Source organism: Brachybacterium timonense, assembly GCF_900258505.1.
Taxonomy (GTDB): domain Bacteria; phylum Actinomycetota; class Actinomycetes; order Actinomycetales; family Dermabacteraceae; genus Brachybacterium; species Brachybacterium timonense.
Map to the genome: position 1 here is coordinate 2,715,043 of NZ_LT984895.1, position 18,030 is coordinate 2,733,072.

Here is an 18,030-nt window from a genome sequence, read left to right on the forward strand (position 1 = left end):
TCCTGTCATCTCTTCCATGCTTCCTCCTCTCTTCTGTTGTACCTCAACAATACATCAGTAATGATGTACAAGCAAGTGCGCAGACCACGAAGTGACTCACACAACTAGCTCCCCACCTGCCATCACGGCGGGCGGGGCGCTTCTTTGTTTCCCCATGTCCAGTTCGCGCCGATAAATCAACCCGACGCCACTAAAACAAGGCACCGCACGAGCGTCGATGCTGGTCAGGCCCTTCTTTAGGGGTGTCGCATTGTCGGGCGGGTAATCATAGGGCCCCCCAGATAGAGAAGGCCGGCCCTGGACTGAGCAGGCGCTCAGCGGAACCGGTCGTGTTCCCGCGAGTCTACTGGGGTCAGCCGCGCAGCCCGGACCACCCGACCGAGACAGCACGCCACGGTGCGCGGGGGAGGACGTAGCGAGGCGGCAGCGCGATTGGACACACGATTGGGGGTTATAGGCCAGATTGTGTGTATGGATCCGGCTAGTTCTCGGCCTTGACCTGGGGGTTTAGGGGTGTTGACATGCTTTGGAAGCATGTTGGGTGTCGCCTCCTGGTAATCGGCCTCGGTGTCGTGTATGTGATCAGTCCCTGGTCAAGAGCGGGAAGACCTCAGCGGGGCGGACGAGGTGGCGGTGTCGCTCCTGCGGCTCCAGCACCGTCCTGGACCGTCCCGACATCAGCCATCGAGCTGAGCTGGAGTGGTTCCATGCCTGGCTGCTGAAGGGCGAGAGGCCACCGGCCTGGGCCGGCAGCGATCGCACGCTCCGCCGCCGTCTGCGCTGGTGCTGGCGTATCGAGGTCCCGCCGCCACTGCCCACGGGCGAGCTCCACGACGTGGTCATGCTCGATGGCACCTACTTCCAGAACTGGTGCCTGCTGATCGCGACTAACGGTCATTACGTGCTGGACTGGCAGTGGTGCGACCGGGAGAAGAAGATCGCCTGGGCTCAGATCCTGCAGCGCTGGCCCGCACCACGTCTGGTCGTCACAGACGGTGGAACGGGACTGCACGCAGCCGTGCACGAGCACTGGCCCCAAGCACGCGTCCAACGCTGCTACTTCCACATCTTCCAGAACGTCCGCCGCTACACCACGCTTGCCCCACGCCTGGAGGCCGGGGGGCAGATCCTGGCACTGACCAGGGCGGTCATGAAGATTCAGAACATCGATCAGGCCGCTCTCTGGCTCGGTGCCTACGCGTCCTGGGAAGGACGCGGGAGCGAGTTCCTCCGCCAACGCACCTACGCACGAACCGGCACAGAACGCCCACGATCAGTGCCATTGGCGAAGCCGTGGTGGTACACGCACCGAGACCTCCGCAGTGTTCGTGGCTTGTTCCGCGGCCTGATCAAGCACGAGAACCTCTTCGCCTGGCTCGAACTCGCCCCCGACATCGACAAGCCGCTGCCCCGGACGACATCACCCCTGGAAGGCGCTCAGAACACGGCCGTCAAGGACCTCCTCAGACGCCACCGCGGAATGCCCGCGGACCACGCCAGACGAGCCGCGGAATGGCTCCTGGACTCCCTCACCGCAACCCCACGAGAGCCCTGGTCACTCGCACGCGAAGAGCACTGGAAACCGCCACCAGCGCGACCGGCGATCACTCCAGGCCCGGAGCCCGGCCCCACCCTCGGCACCAGCTTCTCCTGGGAAGACGGCAACGGAATCCAACACGGCTGGGCCGGCCGAACACACCCCTGACCCCGCCACGACACGCCCCGGCCATACACACATTTTGGCCAATAACCCCGCCCCGGCCATACACTCATTTTGGCCAATAACCCACGATTGGACACACCGAGGGCACAGAAAAGGGCCACTCCCCGAAGGAAAGTGGCCCTGACCTGGAGCCGCCTGCGGGAATCGAACCCGCGACCTATTCATTACGAGTGAATCGCTCTGCCGACTGAGCTAAGGCGGCGCCCCGCTGTTCGCGCAGCGGACCGCATCACTGTACGGGATGTCCGCTCACGCGGGCAAAGCGGCGGCGTGAGGGGCTCGTCACCCTGCCTGCTCGGCACCGCCCGGTGAGGAGCAGGTCAGGCCATTCTCCGGCACGGTGCCGTCCACCAAGTAGTCCTCAACAGCCTTCTCGATGCAGCCGCCAGAGCGGCCGTACGCGGTGTGGCCGCGCCCCTCGTAGGTGAGCAGCACACCCTGGTCGAGCTGCTGCGCCAAGGACTCCGACCAGGCGTACGGCGTCGCGGGATCACCGGTGGTACCGATCACGAGGATCGGCCCGGCGCCCTTCGCAGCGATCGGCGCTGGCTCACGCAGCGGCTTCACCGGCCACGGCTTGCAGTAGGCGGCGCTGTACCCGGCGTTCTCACCCATCAGCGGGTACTTCTGTGCGAGCTGTTCGGATTGCTGCTTCTGCCATTCCAGGTCCTCCACCCCGGGGTGGTCCAGACAGTTGATGGCGTTGATCGCGAACGCCCCGTTGCCGTTGAAGGTTCCGCCTTGCTCCCGCTCAGCGGACATATCGGACAGCTGCAGAAGCATGGAACCATCCCCCTGGGTAGCGTCGGCCAGACCAGAGCGGAGCATCTCCCAGATGCCGTCTTCGTACATCGCCATGACGAGAGCAGTGCTGGCGTGGGAGCCTGTCATGCGTCGGCCGTCCGGATCGTCGGTCTCCACGGGGTTGCGGTCCCAGGAGGTCAGCAGGTTCTCCAGCTGCTTCTTCGCTTCGGCCACATCGCCCTTGAACGGGCAGGCATCGTCGCCGCGGTTCAGGCAGTCCTGCAGGAAGTCCTCGATAGCGGCTTCGAAGCCCGCGGTCTGGCCAGCGGTGATCTGGTCCATGGTGAGCGCGGGATCCATGGCGCCGTCGAGCACGAAGCGTCCCACCCGCTCGGGATACAGATCGGCGTAGGTTGCTCCCAGGTACGTGCCGTATGAGAAGCCGACATAGTCGAGCGTGTCGGAATCCACGGCAGCGCGCAGCACATCCAGATCGCGCGCAGCGGAGTAGGTGTCGAGGTACGGCAGGAGATCTGCGTGCTTCTCACTGCAGCCATCGGCGATCTTCTGCATCCAATCAATAGTGGTCTGGAGGTTCTCGTCGGGCGTCGCATCGGGGTCACCCGGTCTGTTGTATTCGGCGTCGAACTCTTCATCGCTCACGCAGTGGATGCCGGAGGAACGCGAGACGCCGCGCGGATCGAAGCCCACCAGGTCAAAACTCGACGTGACCGGCTCACCGGCGATGTAGGTGGCGACGGTGCTGGCGAAGTCCACCCCTGACCCGCCGGGGCCGCCGGGGTTCAAGAACAGAGTGCCTTTCTTCTCTCCGGTGGCCGCCACCTTGGCGACGGCGATCTCAATATCACCGGCACCAGGGTCGTTCCACACGCGCGGCACTGTCACTGTGCCGCACTGACGGTCGGCTCCGGAATCATCGCCGCAGTCCGACCAGTCGATCGACTGCTCGTAGTAGGAAGCGTATGCGGGGTCCGTGGCCGGATCGGAGTCGAGATGCTGCGCCGCAGACTCGCCGAGCTCCGCAAGCGGCGGCGTCTTCGCCTCCTGGCCGTTGCTGCTGGCTCCGCCTGCGTCGCTGGAGCCCCCGTCGTCACTGCTGCCAGCACCACCGGTGGTGCCGCCGGTGCAGGAGCTCAGCACCAGCGTGACAGCCGCGGCGGCGCTAGCGAGGGCCGCAAGCGGCCGGGCGGATTGGACACGGGTGCGCATGGGAACTCCTGCAGGTCGGGATGGCGCAATCCTACGGCGCGGCTGTCCTCGTGAAGCGCTCTATGCGCAGGTGTGGCCGAAGGCCGCACGATGAGCCGACGAAGGTCCGACCCGCGTAGTTCGCTGGTCGACCTTTGACGGCGGTCCGCCGATCACTTCCGCATTACAGTGAGCCGGGTGACCGCCCCACCTGCCCCTCGCCGTCGGATCCCGCTGGAGATCCTCATGGTGGCGGCAGCACTGTTTGAAGGCGCGCTCGTCGTTCTCCCACTCGATGGCGGGGCGATTGACACGTCGCTGCTGCGCCCAGCACTCATCGGCATCGCGCTCACATGCGTGCTGCTGTTCCGCTTCCGCACGTGGCGCTGGCTGCTGCCGCTGGTGGGGGTCGCGAACGCTCTCGCGCCATCCCTGACTGTCGCGAGCGTGTGTTCGTTCGGCTTCGCAAATCGAGCGTCGGACCGCCGCATGGTGCTGCTGGTCAGCACGCTGGTCGGGCTCGCCATGTCGGTGCCGTTCTGGCGGCTCGGCGACCTTGCGAGCTCGAGCCTGGAGACCATGGGGAGCCTGATGGTGGCGGGAACCACCGGCGCACTGGGCATGTATACGGCGTCCTCGCGGCGCCTCACACAGGAGCTGGAGCAGCGCGCCCAGTTCGATGAGGACGGCCGCCTGCAGCTTCAGGAAGAGGCCCGCCGCGCCGAGCGCACCCGCATCGCCCGCGAGATGCACGACATCGTGGCGCACAAGATCTCACTGGTCGCGCTGCAGGCCGGCGCTCTCGAAGTGAACACGAACCTCGAACGCGAGCAGGTGGTCGAGGCCGCGGGACTGATCCGCTCGACCGCGACCACCGCCTTGTCCGAGCTGCGTGAGGTGCTCGGCGTCCTGCGCGGCGATGATGACGAGGCACCACTCGCGCCCCAACCCACCTGGAACGACGTGCGCGCGCTGGTGACGGCATCGCAAGAGGCAGGCGTGTCTGTTGAGCTGTTCGACTTCATCGACGCTCCCGTTCCTGACACGCTGGCCCGCACCACGTATCGGGTGGTGCAGGAAGGGCTCACGAACATTCACAAGCACGCCCGTCACACCCAGGCGCGTGTGGCACTCATCGGCGAGCCCGGCACGGAGCTGGTGATCGAGGTCAGTAATGTGCTTCCACAGGGGTTCACGACGGACCTGCCCGGCGCCCGCATGGGCCTGTCCGGCATCGAGGCGCGCGTCACGCATGCCGGTGGCACGATCACGTCAGGCCCCACGGACGATGGACGCTTCGAGGTGAAGGCGGTGATCCCATGGCCGGCGACGTAATCCGGGTGGGGCTAGTGGACGATGACTCGCTCGTGCGGGCAGGTCTCGCAATGATCCTGGGCGCCGACGCGAGGCTGGAGATCGTGGGGCAAGCCGACGACGGCTCCGGCGCAGTGCCGCTCGTGCAGAAGCATCGCCCCGACGTGCTGCTGATGGACGTGCGAATGCCGACGATGGACGGTCTGCGCGCCACGAAAGCAGTGGTGGAACTCCCGAACCCGCCGAAGATCATCATGCTCACCACGTTCGACATGGACGAGTACGTGTTCCAGGCGCTCGAGGCCGGTGCCAGCGGATTCCTCCTGAAGGACACACCGCCGCAGGATCTGATTCGCGCCGTCCATGTGGTGGCGGGAGGCGATGCGATGCTCTCCCCCGGCGTGACCCGTCGGATGCTCTCCCACTTCTCACACGCAAACCCGGGCACTCGGGCCCCGCAGCATCCAGGCTTAGATCAGCTGACCGATCGCGAGCGCGAGGTACTAGGCGCCGTCGGTGCAGGTCTGTCGAATGCACAGATCGGCACACGCTTGTTCATGAGCGAGGCGACGGTGAAGGCGCATGTGTCGAAGATTTTCGCGAAGCTGGACTGCACGAACCGTGTGCAGATCGCGATCATCGCGCACGAGGCCGGGTTAAGCGACATCGACGAGGCACCCGCCTGAGCACCGTTCGGCGCGACTGATCCGCCCGGATTGCCTGCGCCGTGTGAACCGCTTCTGCAGGTACGGCCCCGGTGAGGCGGACTGCGTCAGCCCCAGCCGAGCTCGTGCAGGCGATCATCGTCGATGCCGAACAGGTGGCCGAGCTCGTGCAGCACAGTCACCCGGATCTCCTCGATCAGCTCATCGCGGCTGGAGCACATCCGCTGCAGCGGCCCGCGGAAGATGAAGATCCGATCCGGTTCACCGAAGCCGTCGAACACGCTGCGCTCATCGAGAGGCACCCCCACGTACAGGCCCAGCAACTCCGGGTCCTCCGCGTCAGCTCCGGGCTCCTCCTCCACCAGGATCACCACGTTCGCCTCGGCGATCGTGCGCGCAATCCGTTCCGGAAGGGAATCCAGGGCGTCATCGACCGTATCCTCGAACTCGGCTCGGCTCAGCTGGATCACTGCCCCAGGATCGCACGACTGTGACCAGCGTCGCGCAGCTGCGACGCGACATCGAAGCGAAGGGCGCCGACGGGGCGGGCGGCCCTGCACGAGCACTCATATGGAGTCGGCACAGTGCCACCACAACGCCGCTACAGTGTCAGCTGGATCGCATCGGAGCGGTTCAGTGCGCACAGATCGCTAGAGGGGCGCTATCCTCCCGTGAGGGCCCCCATCGTCTAGAGGCCTAGGACACCGCCCTTTCACGGCGGCGACACGGGTTCGAATCCCGTTGGGGGTACGACGCTGGCCCGCGCAAACAGGCTCACTTGCCTTCGCAAGGCAACAGCTCCGGTACCACGGACGCAGAGAGACTCGTCCAGCATCATCAGACGGCCCCGCACTCACGACTCCGTCGTCGGCCGTAACAGGTTCCGGCCTATTTCCCGATTCGGTACCCCCCTGCCAGCGTAGGTTGATGTGGGTTACGCCCCACCCTCTGTGGGCAGACGGGGATTCGCAGGGAATCAGTTGAGCGCGAAATTGACAAGTGTGGAACCGACGAACCCACACAGGACGGCAATGAGGTGAGAGGCCCCCATTGTGGTGCCGATGATTGCCGCGACCCGGATTCCCGCGACGGACTGGGGTCGGTGCAGTCATGCGGCAACTCTACCGGCGGCCTGCGGCCGTTTCCGGGCATTCGCATCCACACTTCACCAGACCAACACTCAGCTCGCTGCCATCACTCGGCGCTGGCTGGGTGCGTACGTGCGCTCGCGGTAGTACCGGACACAGATCTGGCCCTGACACAGGTCACGGACCGATCGCGATGCCTCTTCGACCAGAGACGAACCCGTCGTGGGTACGACGCAGACCGTGATGCGGCAAGCATCACAGCGGTTCTGGTCATGACCACCGACAATCGTCCGGTAGAGTTATCCGAGTCGAAGCGCGCTGACGCCGCGGAGACCCGAAAGTTGGCCCTGTAGCTCAGTTGGTTAGAGTGCCGCCCTGTCACGGCGGAGGTCGCCGGTTCAAGCCCGGTCAGGGTCGCGACATGAAAGGCCCCGGATTCTCTCCGGGGCCTTCGCGCATATCCTCGCGTTGCACGCCAATGCCCCACCCCGGCAGCTGAGCACGTCACTCCTCCATGCGGGCCGACACCGCCGCCGCGCCACGGTCCCTGCGCTCATCTGGTGGGCGAAGCGTCCGCCGGAGCGCACTCCAGCGTGGTCTCGCTCTCACCCGTGCCCGCCGTCTCCGAGCATCGGCCTCGGCCTGCTACGCTGTTCTTCGGTCCTTCAGCGGCCACGGCTCTGTAGCTCAGTTGGTAGAGCGTTCGACTGAAAATCGAAAGGTCACCGGATCGACGCCGGTCGGAGCCACCACCGACAGCCCCCGCCCCGGCGGGGGCTTCGTCATGTCGGGCGCCACCATATGGCGGGTTATTGGCCAAAATGTGTGTATGGCCGGGGCGTGTCGTGGCGGGGTCAGGGGTGTGTTCGGCCGGCCCAGCCGTGTTGGATTCCGTTGCCGTCTTCCCAGGAGAAGCTGGTGCCGAGGGTGGGGCCGGGCTCCGGGCCTGGAGTGATCGCCGGTCGCGCTGGTGGCGGTTTCCAGTGCTCTTCGCGTGCGAGTGACCAGGGCTCTCGTGGGGTTGCGGTGAGGGAGTCCAGGAGCCATTCCGCGGCTCGTCTGGCGTGGTCCGCGGGCATTCCGCGGTGGCGTCTGAGGAGGTCCTTGACGGCCGTGTTCTGAGCGCCTTCCAGGGGTGATGTCGTCCGGGGCAGCGGCTTGTCGATGTCGGGGGCGAGTTCGAGCCAGGCGAAGAGGTTCTCGTGCTTGATCAGGCCGCGGAACAAGCCACGAACACTGCGGAGGTCTCGGTGCGTGTACCACCACGGCTTCGCCAATGGCACTGATCGTGGGCGTTCTGTGCCGGCTCGTGCGTAGGTGCGTTGGCGGAGGAACTCGTTCCAGCGTGCTTCCCAGGACGCGCAGGCACCGAGCCAGAGAGCGGCCTGATCGATGTTCTGAATCTTCATGAGCGCCCTGGTCAGTGCCAGGATCTGCCTCCCGGCCTCGAGGCGTGGGGCAAGCGTGGTGTAGCGGCGGACGTTCTGGAAGATGTGGAAGTAGCAGCGATGGACGCGTGCTTGGGGCCAGTGCTCGTGCACGGCTGCGTGCAGTCCCGTTCCACCGTCTGTGACGACCAGACGTGGTGCGGGCCAGCGCTGCAGGATCTGAGCCCAGGCGATCTTCTTCTCCCGGTCGCACCACTGCCAGTCCAGCACGTAATGACCGTTAGTCGCGATCAGCAGGCACCAGTTCTGGAAGTAGGTGCCATCGAGCATGACCACGTCGTGGAGCTCGCCCGTGGGCAGTGGCGGCGGGACCTCGATACGCCAGCACCAGCGCAGACGGCGGCGGAGCGTGCGATCGCTGCCGGCCCAGGCCGGTGGCCTCTCGCCCTTCAGCAGCCAGGCATGGAACCACTCCAGCTCAGCTCGATGGCTGATGTCGGGACGGTCCAGGACGGTGCTGGAGCCGCAGGAGCGACACCGCCACCTCGTCCGCCCCGCTGAGGTCTTCCCGCTCTTGACCAGGGACTGATCACATACACGACACCGAGGCCGATTACCAGGAGGCGACACCCAACATGCTTCCAAAGCATGTCAACACCCCTAAACCCCCAGGTCAAGGCCGAGAACTAGCCGGATCCATACACACAATCTGGCCTATAACCCCATATGGCCGGCCAGAGGATTCCCCGACCGCCCACCGGATCGTAGAGTGAGATGCACCGACCGGGCGCGCGCCCGGCCCCACAACTCCTCGGGAGGACGACATCGATGTCAGCTGAGAACCCGGATCTGAAGATCGCGCAGGCCGCCACACTCCAGCCGATCCAGGCGATTGCCGAGACCGCGGGGATTCCCGCTGAGGCACTGATCCCCTACGGCAATGTGAAAGCGAAGGTCGATCCGGCACAGATCCCCCCGCGCGGCGAAAACGGCAAGCTGGTGCTGGTCACCGCCATGTCCCCGACGCCCGCGGGGGAAGGCAAGTCCACCACCACGGTGGGTCTAGCCGATGCGCTCAGCCTGAAGGGGAAGCGCACCGTGGTGGCGCTGCGTGAACCCGCGCTCGGCCCGATCATGGGCATCAAGGGCGGCGCCACCGGCGGCGGCTACGCACAGGTCGTGCCGATGGAAGACATCAACCTGCACTTCACCGGCGACTTCCACGCCATCCAGATCGCCAACAACACCATTGCTGCGCTGGTCGACAACCACATCCATCAGGGCAGTCAGCTGGGCATCGACCCGCGGCGCATCCAGTTCAAGCGCGTCGTCGACGTCAACGACCGTGCACTGCGCAGCATCGTCATCGGACTGGGCGGTCCCACGCAAGGAACCCCGCGCGAGGATGGCTTCGACATCGTCGTCGCCTCGGAGGTAATGGCGATCCTGTGCCTCGCCACCGATCTGCAGGACCTGCAACGCCGCCTGGGCGAGATTGTCGTTGGCTTCACCTACAGCCGCGAGCCCGTCACGGTGCGGGATCTGAAAATCGAAGGCGCCATCACCATGCTGCTGAAGGACGCGCTGAAGCCGAACCTTGTGCAGACCCTGGGCGGCACCCCCGCGCTCGTGCATGGCGGCCCGTTCGCAAACATTGCGCACGGCTGCAACTCCCTGTCTGCCACGCGCCTGGCGCTCTCGCTGTCCGAGATCACCGTGACGGAGGCCGGGTTCGGATCCGACCTGGGCGCGGAGAAGTTCCTGGATATCAAGGCACGCTACGGCGATCTGCATCCCGACGCCGCCGTGGTGGTTGCCACCGTGCGCGCCCTGAAGATGCACGGCGGTGTGGCGAAGGATGATCTGGCCGCCGAAGACATCGACGCTGCCCTGCGCGGTACCGAGAACCTGCGCCGCCACGTGGAGAACATCCGCAAGTTCGGGCTCGAGCCCGTGATCGCCCTGAACCGCTTCCCCACCGATACCGAGGCGGAGATCGAGGCTGTGCTCGGCTGGGCGCGCGAGAACGGTTTCCGCGCGGCGCTGTCCGAGGTGTGGGCCAAGGGCGGCGAGGGCGGCCTCGCGATCGCCGAGCAGGTGCTCGAGGTGATCGACGCCGGCAATGACTTCCACCACCTGTACGACCCACAGGTTGGCGTTGAAGAAGCGCTGCGCACGATCGCCCGTGAGATCTACGGCGCCGACGACGTCCAATTCACCGACAAGGCCCCGATGCGCCTGCGCACCCTGAAGAAGCACGGCTGGGACACCCTGCCGGTGTGCGTGGCAAAGACCCAGTACTCCTTCAGCGACGACCCGAAGGCGCTCGGCGCCCCCACCGGGCATGTGCTACATGTGCGTGACCTGGTGCCGAAGCTCGGCTCCGGATTCGTTGTAGCCCTCACCGGCGACATCATGACGATGCCGGGCCTTCCCAAGGAGCCTGCGGCACTGCGGATGGGCGTGGACGACAACGGCAGCACCTATGGGCTGTTCTGAGCCACAGCCCTGCGCCTGCCTGACCGGGGTCGGGCCCGGTGCGTTCCCGCGGGAACGTGCCGGGCCCGTCCCGTCGGCGCAGGAACTGCCGGCTGGACGCGTCAGCTCTCCGGGCGGTCGATATTCGGCGCCTTGCTCGCGAGGAAATCGATGTACTTCGGGTCTTCGTCAGCGAAGATATCCGGGCCAGCGCCCATGTATGCGCGCATGAGTTCATCCGCGGCGCGCGGCATGTTCCCGAGCTCGAACTGTGCCTGGCCCAGACGCAAGTGGATAAACGGATTGCCGATGGCCCCCGGGCAGCGCATGCACGTGGTCAGCGCGGCGTGCGCGGTCGTGAAGTCGCCGCGCAGAACATGCGCATCGCCGATGCTGGCAAGCAGCCAGGTCGCCTGCGGCCACTGTGTTCTGGGCTCGGGAAGCAGGGCCCACGCTCGGTCGAAGAACTGCACAGCGCCGAGGTAATCCTCCTGGTCCATGCGGTCGTTGCCCTGTTCTGCCAAGGCGTCGACATCCTGTTCCCAGCTCATGGAGCCCCCTCTCATGGATTCGTGGGCCCAGTCTGGCACGGGAAAGGGTCACGGGCCCGGCTTCTGACCCGGGAGGTTCCGTGCCCGGCACCCGGCACCGGGACGATGCCGTGCTCGCCTATCACGCCTCTGGTCTGCGGGGCTTGCGTCCTCTCTGCTCACGCGCAGAGCGCTGCTGCGCATCGACGTCAGCGATCTCACCGGCTTCACGCTCGGTCTCGTCGGCGATGTCGACATCCAGGCCGTCATCGTCACCCGACTCCTGCTCCGGCTCATCCCAGTTCACCAGCGACAGATCAGACTCATCTGCCTCCGGGGCGACAACATTGCTCGGGAACATGTCCTCGGACTGGATGGCGATGGTGCCCTCCTCATCATCCTCGAACTCGTCGACAAAGCCATCTTCATCGTCGTCATCGTCGTCAGTCCCTGCCAGGCGCGGGCTGAGGTCGTCGAAGGCGTAGTCGCTTCCACGCACGAACCCGCGTCGGAACGCGGACCGGCCCACCATGGAGCTCGCTGCGGGCACGGTGATCATCTGGGCGAGCAGCACGAGCAGCAGCATTCCTGCGAGTGCCCAGGAGCCGACGGCGAGCGCGGTACCGCTGAGCACGAGCATCAGCCCGAGAGTCTGTGGCTTCGAGGTAGCGTGCATGCGGGCGAGCACGTTGTCGAACCGGTGCATACCGATCACCGCGACCACGGCGAGAAGAACCCCCAGGGACATCAGCACGGTGGCGATGACCTGAACGATCGTCATCGGTTCACCCCCTGATCGCCGTGCCCTTCACGGCGACGGTCCTCAGCGAGCGCCGTCCGCACCTCGTGGTCCGGCCGGATCGAGGAGAACTGCCCCGTCTCAGTGCTCGAATACGGCCGGTGCTCCCGCTTCCGCAGGGTGTCGCTGGTTCCGGGGCGAGATCGCCGCATCGGTGGCGGCGCGGACTCCCGCGCCACGAAACGCGCAACCGTGACCGTGGCGATGAAGGCGGTCCCGGTCAGGCCAAGCATCGCCGGTCCTGCCCAGGACGCTGCGGCATGCGCGGTGTACAGCGCCATGCCCAGCACGGCCATCACCACAAGCATGTCGGTCGCAACGGCACGATCCAGGATCGTCGGCCCCACGATCATCCGATACACGACGGGAAGGGCCGCGACGACGAGGATCACGCCGAGCACGACGAGGGCGAGAGTGAAGCCGTTCATCTCCATCATCGAAGCCCCGCCTCCTCGAGGATGTCCCGGCTGGCCAGAGCGCGCAGCAGCCGCTCCTCCTGGTCCCGCACCCGTTGCTTGGCTGCCTCGACCTGGTCCTCGGTGGCTGCGCCGATCACGTGCAGGAACAGGGTGCCGGTGGAGCGCTGCGCCTCCACCACGACGGAGCCGGGGATGAGGGTGGACAGGATGCCGGTGCCGGTGAGGAACAGATCTGAGCGTGACGCCATCTGCACGGCGATCACCGAGCTGAGTGGCTGCCCCGCGGGGCGGATCGCGTACCAGCCCACCTGGATCGAGGAGACCACGAGGTCATACAGGAAGCGCAGCAGGAAGCGGACGAACGCGATCGGATGCAGAGCAATCTCCCGGCCGGTGGACGGCATAGGGAACAGCCACACCACCAGCAGTGCCGCGATGAGGCCTCCGAGCACGTTCTTCACAGACAGACCGCCCCACAGCAGGCACCAGAATGCCACCAGACCCACCACGTTCAGCAGGCTGGGGCGCATCTCGGGACGTCGACGGCTCATCGCTCCACCACCTTGTGGCCTGCGTCGTCGATCCGATACACGAGATCGTCTGCGGCGGCATCACCCAGCACGGCGCCGACATATGGCGATCGTTTCAGCACGGCAAGAGCCGCCTCGTCGGAGTAGCGCAGCAGCGGCCCCGCGAGCAGTGACAGCGTGAGCGACATGCACACGAGAGCCGCGGTGGAACCGATCATGACCTTCGGGATCGGGGCGTCGTGGTCACGGACGTCGTCGTCGGGCTCCTGCCAGAAGGCACGGTTCCAGATCTTCGCGATCGCGTACAGGGTCAACAGGCTGGTGAGCACGCTGATGCCCACCAGGATCCAGGCGGCGGCCTGCCCGTGCTGGATGCCTGCCTCGATCAGCCCCACCTTGCCCAGGAAGCCGGACATGGGCGGGATGCCGGCGAGGTTCATCGCGGGGATGAAGAACAGCACGGCGATCACCGGTGCGAGCTTGGCCATGCCGCCCAGGCGCACCAGGTTTGTGGTCCCGCCGCGTTGTTCGATCAGCCCCGCGGCCAGGAACAGTGTGGACTGCACCGTGATGTGGTGGGCCACGTAGAAGATGGTGGCGGCCATGCCGAGCCGCGTGCTCATGCCGATGCCGAACAGCATGAAGCCCATGTGCGAGACGAGGGTGAAGGACAGCACACGTTTGAGGTCCGTCTGTGCGACCGCACCGAGGATGCCGACGAGCAGGCTGGCCGCAGCAGCGACCAGCAACAGGTTCTGGGTCTGCGAAGCGGGGAACAGCAGCGTCTCCAGACGCAGGATCGCGTAGATACCCACCTTGGTGAGCAGGCCCGCGAACACGGCGGTCACAGGGGCCGGTGCCGTCGGGTACGAGTCCGGCAGCCAGGCACTCAGCGGGAAGATCGCCGCTTTGATGCCGAAGGCCGTGATGAGGGTCAGCTCCAGCACCATCCGAGTGCTTGCCGGCAGGCCGTCCAGCCGGACGGCGAGCTCGGCCAGGTTCACGGTTCCCACGGCCGCATACACCCCGGCCAGTCCAGAGAGGAAGATCACCGAGGACAGCACGGAGACGATCACGTATGTGGTCGCGGCACGGATGCGGCTGGCAGAGCCGCCCAGCGTGAGCAGCACGTAGCTCGAGGCCAGCAGCACCTCGAAGCCCACGTACAGGTTGAACAGGTCGCCCGCGAGGAACGCCATCGACACCCCGGCCACAAGCGCGAGATACGTGGGGTGGTAGATCGCCACGGGTGTGCCGCGCCGCTGCTGGTCCAACGACTGCGCGCTGGAGTACACCAGCACCGCGAGCGTCACAGCCGACGAGATCATCAGCATCAGCGCGGTGAGGCGATCAGCGACCAGCACGATACCGGTCTGTGGGGTCCACGCACCGATCTGCAGCACGAGGATGTCCTGTGTGCTGACATAGGTGGCCAGCAGCAGTGAGACGGCGAAGATCGACGCCAAGGTGAGGATCGTCAGCCACAGCTGGGTGCGGGCGTGGTGGCGCAGAAGCAATGCGAAGGCGGCGCCACCCAGGGGCAGCAGCACGGGCAGCGCGAGCAGCATCTCCATGCTCATCGGCTCACCTCCCCGTCATCGCCCGCTGCGTCCGGCCCGTCGTCGGCCTCGGTGTCGTCCTGCGGCACATCCTCGGCGCCCGAGAGGTCCGAGCCGATCGTCTCGTGATCGTCTTCGTCCGGCTCCGGGCCGAGCATGCCCTGCGATTGCAGCAGCGCGCCGCGACGCGCCTCCTCGCTGAGCGGGAGGTCGCGGCTGGGTGCCTCGGTCCCGGGCCGACGCTGGGAACGGCGCAGCACGCGACGGTCTTCAACGTCGTCGGGCACTTCGTCGTGGCCGAACAGCTGCCACGCGCGGTACGCGAGCGCCATGCCGAACGCAGTGATCCCCAGGGAGATCACGATCGCGGTGAGCACCATGGCGAACGGCAGCGGATCGGACATCTCCGACGGGTCGCCGCTGCCCTCGAACGGAGCGATTCCCGGCGGCCCTGCCGCAACGATGAACAGCAGGTTCACGCCGTTGCCGCACAGCACGAAGCCCAGCACGATCCGGGACAGGGTGCGCTCAAGCAGCAGGTACACGCCGCTGGCGATGAGCACACCAGCGATCAGGAGCAGGGAGAGACTAACCGGCATCGCTCTCCTCCTCCTGCTGCTGATCGATCTGCGCCCCGAGAGAACGCAGGAAGTCGAGCATCACGCCCACCACCACCAGGTACACACCGACATCGAAGATCAGAGCGCTGGGCAGATGCACCTCACCCAGCAGCGGCACCTGGAACACCGGTGTGGCCGTGGTGAAGATCCCGCCGCCGAACGGGATCGGCAGCACCGCGGCCACCACCGCGATCGCCATACCTGAGCCGAGCACGGCCCCGGCCTGGACGGGCGCGGCCTCACTCAGCTCGTAACGCCCGCCGGCCAGGTAGCGCAGCACAAGCGCCAGGCCCGCCACAAGGCCACCGGCGAAGCCGCCGCCGGGCAGGTTGTGCCCAGCCATCAGCAGGTAGAGCGAGAACATCATCAGGAAGGGGAACAGCACCCGCGTGATGACCTCGAACAGCACCATGCGGCGCTCCGGGGCGAGTGTCAGCCCGGCCGACAGCCAGGTGCGCCACCGGTTGCCCTGGGCGACCTCTTCGGGGCGCACGTCGAAACGCAGGGCATTCTGCGGGATCGCCGGATCGGCTCGTCGGCGCCAGATCGATGCCGTGGGCTTCATGTCGCGCACACGGGAGATCTGCTGCTCACGCCGGGTGACGAAGATGAGCGATGCCACGCCCGTAGCGACCACCAACAGCACGCCGATCTCGCCCATGGTGTCCCACACGCGGGCATCCACCAGGGTCACGTTCACCACGTTGTGGCCGCCACCGATCGTGTAGGCGGGTTCGATCAGTCCGGGGCCCAGCGGTTCCACGTGTCGGGAGCTCGCGGCGATCAACGTCATCGAGCAGAGCGTCACCGCGGTACCGATCGCGATCGCCCAGCGCGCCACGAAGCCCAGCCGCAGCGGTCGTCGGGAAAAGTGCAGCGGCAGGCGGCGCAGCACGAGCACCAGCACCACGGTCATGGCGGTCTCCACCAGCACCTGGGTGGTGGCCACATCCGGTGCGCCCGCGAGCAGGAACAGGGCGGCGGCTACGTAGCCGGTGGCGGAGATGAGGAACACGGCGCGCAACCGCCGACGGGCGCGCGCCGCACCGATCGCCGCGAACACGGCCACCGGCAGCAGGGCCAGCTCCAGCGGCGAGTGGAACAGCACGAGATTCGGTGTGGTCTCACCGTTCAGCAACGCGAAGGGCGCCACCATCGCGATCAGCACCACGAGCATCGACGAGAGCGTGAACGGCAGCGAACCGCGCTGAAACAGTGGCGTCACCGCGGTGGCCAGGGCATCGGTGCCGCGCATGAGACGACGGAAGCTGCGTTCGGCGTCGAACCACTCCTGAACGGTTTCCCCACCCCAGGTGTTCGGCGACACCGCCTTCTGCAGACGTTCCACGGGACTCGCCAGCACGATCAGCAGTGCCCCCAACCCCAGCGTCACCGCGGACAGCAGCAGCGGAACCCCGAGGTGTGGGATCACAACAAGGTGGATGCCCTTCCCCGTCTCGGGCAGCACCGCGGAGAACGCCCGCAGGATCGACTCCAGCGGCCCCGCAAGCACGGCAAGCGCGACAGAGCCGATCGCCACCACAGCGGGCGGCAGCCAAAACAACACGGGGACAGACACCGGCGCGACCCGCGGCGCATCAACGGCAGGTCCGAATGCCCCGAGGACGAATCGCCACGAGTAGGCAACGGTGAGCACAGATCCAGCCACAAGGGCGATCAGCAGCACGCGCTGCGCTCCCCCGCCGTACCACAGCGCGGAGTACACCGCTTCCTTCGCGACGAACCCGTACAGCGGCGGCACAGCGGCCATCGACGCAGCGGAGACAGCGCCGATGAGCGACACCACCGGCGCTGCACGCCACACCCCATTGAGCACACGTAGGTCGCGTGTGCCGAACTTCTTGTCGACGATGCCTACCACCATGAACAGCGGTGCTTTGAACACCGAATGCGCGATCAGCATGGCCAGCGCTGCCAGCACAGCGTCGTGCGTAGCCAGCCCCGAGATCGCGGCGAGGAAGCCGAGCTGGGACACGGTGCCGTAGGCGAGCAGCAGCTTGATGTCGGTCTGCCGCAGCGCGCGCCACCCGCCCAACAGCATGGTGACAGCACCCACCACCGCAAGGACCACGGAAACGGTCTCCACGTGGGCGATCGCGGGCGCGAACCGCAGGATCAGGTAGATGCCGGCCTTCACCATCGCTGCGGCATGGAGATATGCGGAGACCGGCGTGGGTGCAGCCATTGCACCGGGCAGCCAGAAGTGGGTGGGGACGAGCGCCGACTTCGACATTGCTCCCGCCATCACCAGCAGCAGCCCCGTGAGCAGGTACGGGGAGCTCTCGGACCACATCGGGGAGGCGACGATGTCCGAAAGGTTCATCGACCCGGCACGGTACGCCAGCATCAGCAGGCCCACGAGCATAGCGAGTCCGCCCGCGGTGGTGGAGATGATCGCATTCATCGCCGCGCGCCGGGAGGCCTGTTTCTCGTTGTAGTGCCCGATGAGCAGGTAGGAGAAGATCGTGGTGAGCTCCCAGAAGGTGTAGAGCATCATCGCGTCTTCGGCGAGCACGAGCCCTACCATGGCGCCGGCGAAGGCGGTGAGAACACCGGCGAAGCGACCAAGACCCGGCTCAGTGTTCTTGAAGTACCTGGCGCAGTAGACGAGCACGAGAGCGCCGATCGCTGTCGCGATCATCGCCAGCACCCACGAGAGCGAGTCCAGTCGGAACCCGAGCGCTATGTCGAACTCGGGGATCCACTCCACACGTGCGTCGATCGGCGTGTGCACGAGGTCGCGGGGGTCGTGCGAGGCCAGCCAGACGGCGGATCCGGCCGGCACCAGCGCCAGCGGGTAGAAGGCGTTGCGACCCATCACTCGGACCAGCACCGGCGCCGCGAGCGCGGCGACGACGTGGGCGAGGAGGATCGTGAACACGCAGTCTCCGTCCATCGTCCGGGAAGAGTGGGGTGGCCTGGGCCGGGCGTCATTCTACGGGA

14 protein-coding genes and 4 tRNA genes are annotated in these 18,030 nt (G+C 66.3%); 7 read left to right on the forward strand and 11 right to left on the reverse strand.

The window, feature by feature from the left end; all coding sequences use genetic code 11:
- The first annotated feature begins 541 nt into the window (after positions 1-541).
- Positions 542-1,705: an IS1249 family transposase gene (locus C8271_RS12115; protein ID WP_106507507.1), complete on the forward strand. Its 1,164-nt coding sequence runs from the start codon at positions 542-544 to the stop codon at positions 1,703-1,705.
- A gap of 144 nt (positions 1,706-1,849) precedes the next feature.
- Here the strand turns inward: C8271_RS12115 and C8271_RS12120 are convergent.
- Both C8271_RS12120 and C8271_RS12125 read right to left on the reverse strand, forming a co-directional pair.
- A tRNA-Thr gene (locus tag C8271_RS12120) sits at positions 1,850-1,925 on the reverse strand.
- 80 nt (positions 1,926-2,005) lie between these two features.
- A complete protein-coding gene (locus C8271_RS12125) occupies positions 2,006-3,697 on the reverse strand; it encodes an alpha/beta hydrolase (protein ID WP_106507508.1) in 1,692 nt (563 codons plus the stop codon).
- Between the two features lie 177 nt (positions 3,698-3,874).
- Between C8271_RS12125 and C8271_RS12130 the strand changes: the two genes are divergently transcribed.
- Both C8271_RS12130 and C8271_RS12135 read left to right on the forward strand, forming a co-directional pair.
- A complete protein-coding gene (locus tag C8271_RS12130) occupies positions 3,875-5,011 on the forward strand; it encodes a sensor histidine kinase (RefSeq protein WP_245921127.1) in 1,137 nt (378 codons plus the stop codon).
- Positions 4,996-5,676: a response regulator gene (locus C8271_RS12135; RefSeq protein WP_106507510.1), complete on the forward strand. Its 681-nt coding sequence runs from the start codon at positions 4,996-4,998 to the stop codon at positions 5,674-5,676. The genes C8271_RS12130 and C8271_RS12135 overlap by 16 nt, the downstream gene beginning before the upstream one ends.
- A gap of 86 nt (positions 5,677-5,762) precedes the next feature.
- On the opposite strand, the gene C8271_RS12140 is transcribed toward C8271_RS12135, so the two are convergent.
- Complete coding sequence (locus tag C8271_RS12140) at positions 5,763-6,125, reverse strand: metallopeptidase family protein (RefSeq protein WP_106507511.1); 363 nt, start codon at positions 6,123-6,125, stop codon at positions 5,763-5,765.
- 207 nt (positions 6,126-6,332) lie between these two features.
- Between C8271_RS12140 and C8271_RS12145 the strand changes: the two genes are divergently transcribed.
- The 3 genes from C8271_RS12145 (at position 6,333) to C8271_RS12155 (ending at position 7,495) form a co-directional block, all read left to right on the forward strand.
- Positions 6,333-6,405 (forward strand) — tRNA-Glu (locus tag C8271_RS12145).
- Positions 6,406-7,086: 681 nt separating this feature from the next.
- Positions 7,087-7,160, forward strand: a tRNA-Asp gene (locus C8271_RS12150).
- A gap of 259 nt (positions 7,161-7,419) precedes the next feature.
- Positions 7,420-7,495: transfer RNA gene (locus C8271_RS12155), tRNA-Phe, on the forward strand.
- 102 nt (positions 7,496-7,597) lie between these two features.
- On the opposite strand, the gene C8271_RS12160 is transcribed toward C8271_RS12155, so the two are convergent.
- Positions 7,598-8,761 (reverse strand): IS1249 family transposase, encoded by a 1,164-nt coding sequence (locus C8271_RS12160; RefSeq protein WP_106507512.1) that lies wholly within the window; start codon positions 8,759-8,761, stop codon positions 7,598-7,600.
- Between the two features lie 198 nt (positions 8,762-8,959).
- Between C8271_RS12160 and C8271_RS12165 the strand changes: the two genes are divergently transcribed.
- Entirely contained in the window at positions 8,960-10,630 is a 1,671-nt protein-coding gene (locus tag C8271_RS12165; protein WP_106507513.1) for a formate--tetrahydrofolate ligase, read from the forward strand.
- A gap of 101 nt (positions 10,631-10,731) precedes the next feature.
- Here the strand turns inward: C8271_RS12165 and C8271_RS12170 are convergent, their stop codons facing one another.
- From C8271_RS12170 to C8271_RS12200, 7 genes are all read right to left on the reverse strand, one after another.
- Positions 10,732-11,160: a tetratricopeptide repeat protein gene (locus tag C8271_RS12170; protein ID WP_106507514.1), complete on the reverse strand. Its 429-nt coding sequence runs from the start codon at positions 11,158-11,160 to the stop codon at positions 10,732-10,734.
- Between the two features lie 121 nt (positions 11,161-11,281).
- Positions 11,282-11,920, reverse strand: a complete 639-nt coding sequence (gene mnhG, locus C8271_RS12175) for a monovalent cation/H(+) antiporter subunit G (RefSeq protein WP_106507515.1) — start codon at positions 11,918-11,920, stop codon at positions 11,282-11,284.
- Entirely contained in the window at positions 11,917-12,375 is a 459-nt protein-coding gene (locus C8271_RS13745; protein ID WP_170957890.1) for an MrpF/PhaF family protein, read from the reverse strand. Before C8271_RS13745 ends, mnhG begins: the two co-directional genes overlap by 4 nt.
- The gene (locus C8271_RS12185; protein WP_106507516.1) at positions 12,372-12,908 is read right to left on the reverse strand and encodes a Na+/H+ antiporter subunit E; all 537 of its coding nucleotides are present in this window, start codon (positions 12,906-12,908) and stop codon (positions 12,372-12,374) included. Before C8271_RS12185 ends, C8271_RS13745 begins: the two co-directional genes overlap by 4 nt.
- On the reverse strand, positions 12,905-14,467 hold the full coding sequence (locus C8271_RS12190; RefSeq protein ID WP_106507517.1) for a Na+/H+ antiporter subunit D: 1,563 nt from the start codon (positions 14,465-14,467) through the stop codon (positions 12,905-12,907). The genes C8271_RS12185 and C8271_RS12190 overlap by 4 nt, the downstream gene beginning before the upstream one ends.
- Positions 14,464-15,045, reverse strand: coding sequence for a Na(+)/H(+) antiporter subunit C (locus C8271_RS12195; protein WP_106507518.1), 582 nt, complete (start codon positions 15,043-15,045; stop codon positions 14,464-14,466). The genes C8271_RS12190 and C8271_RS12195 overlap by 4 nt, the downstream gene beginning before the upstream one ends.
- On the reverse strand, positions 15,035-17,968 hold the full coding sequence (locus C8271_RS12200) for a Na+/H+ antiporter subunit A (protein ID WP_245921128.1): 2,934 nt from the start codon (positions 17,966-17,968) through the stop codon (positions 15,035-15,037). The genes C8271_RS12195 and C8271_RS12200 overlap by 11 nt, the downstream gene beginning before the upstream one ends.
- Between the last annotated feature and the right edge of the window lie 62 nt (positions 17,969-18,030).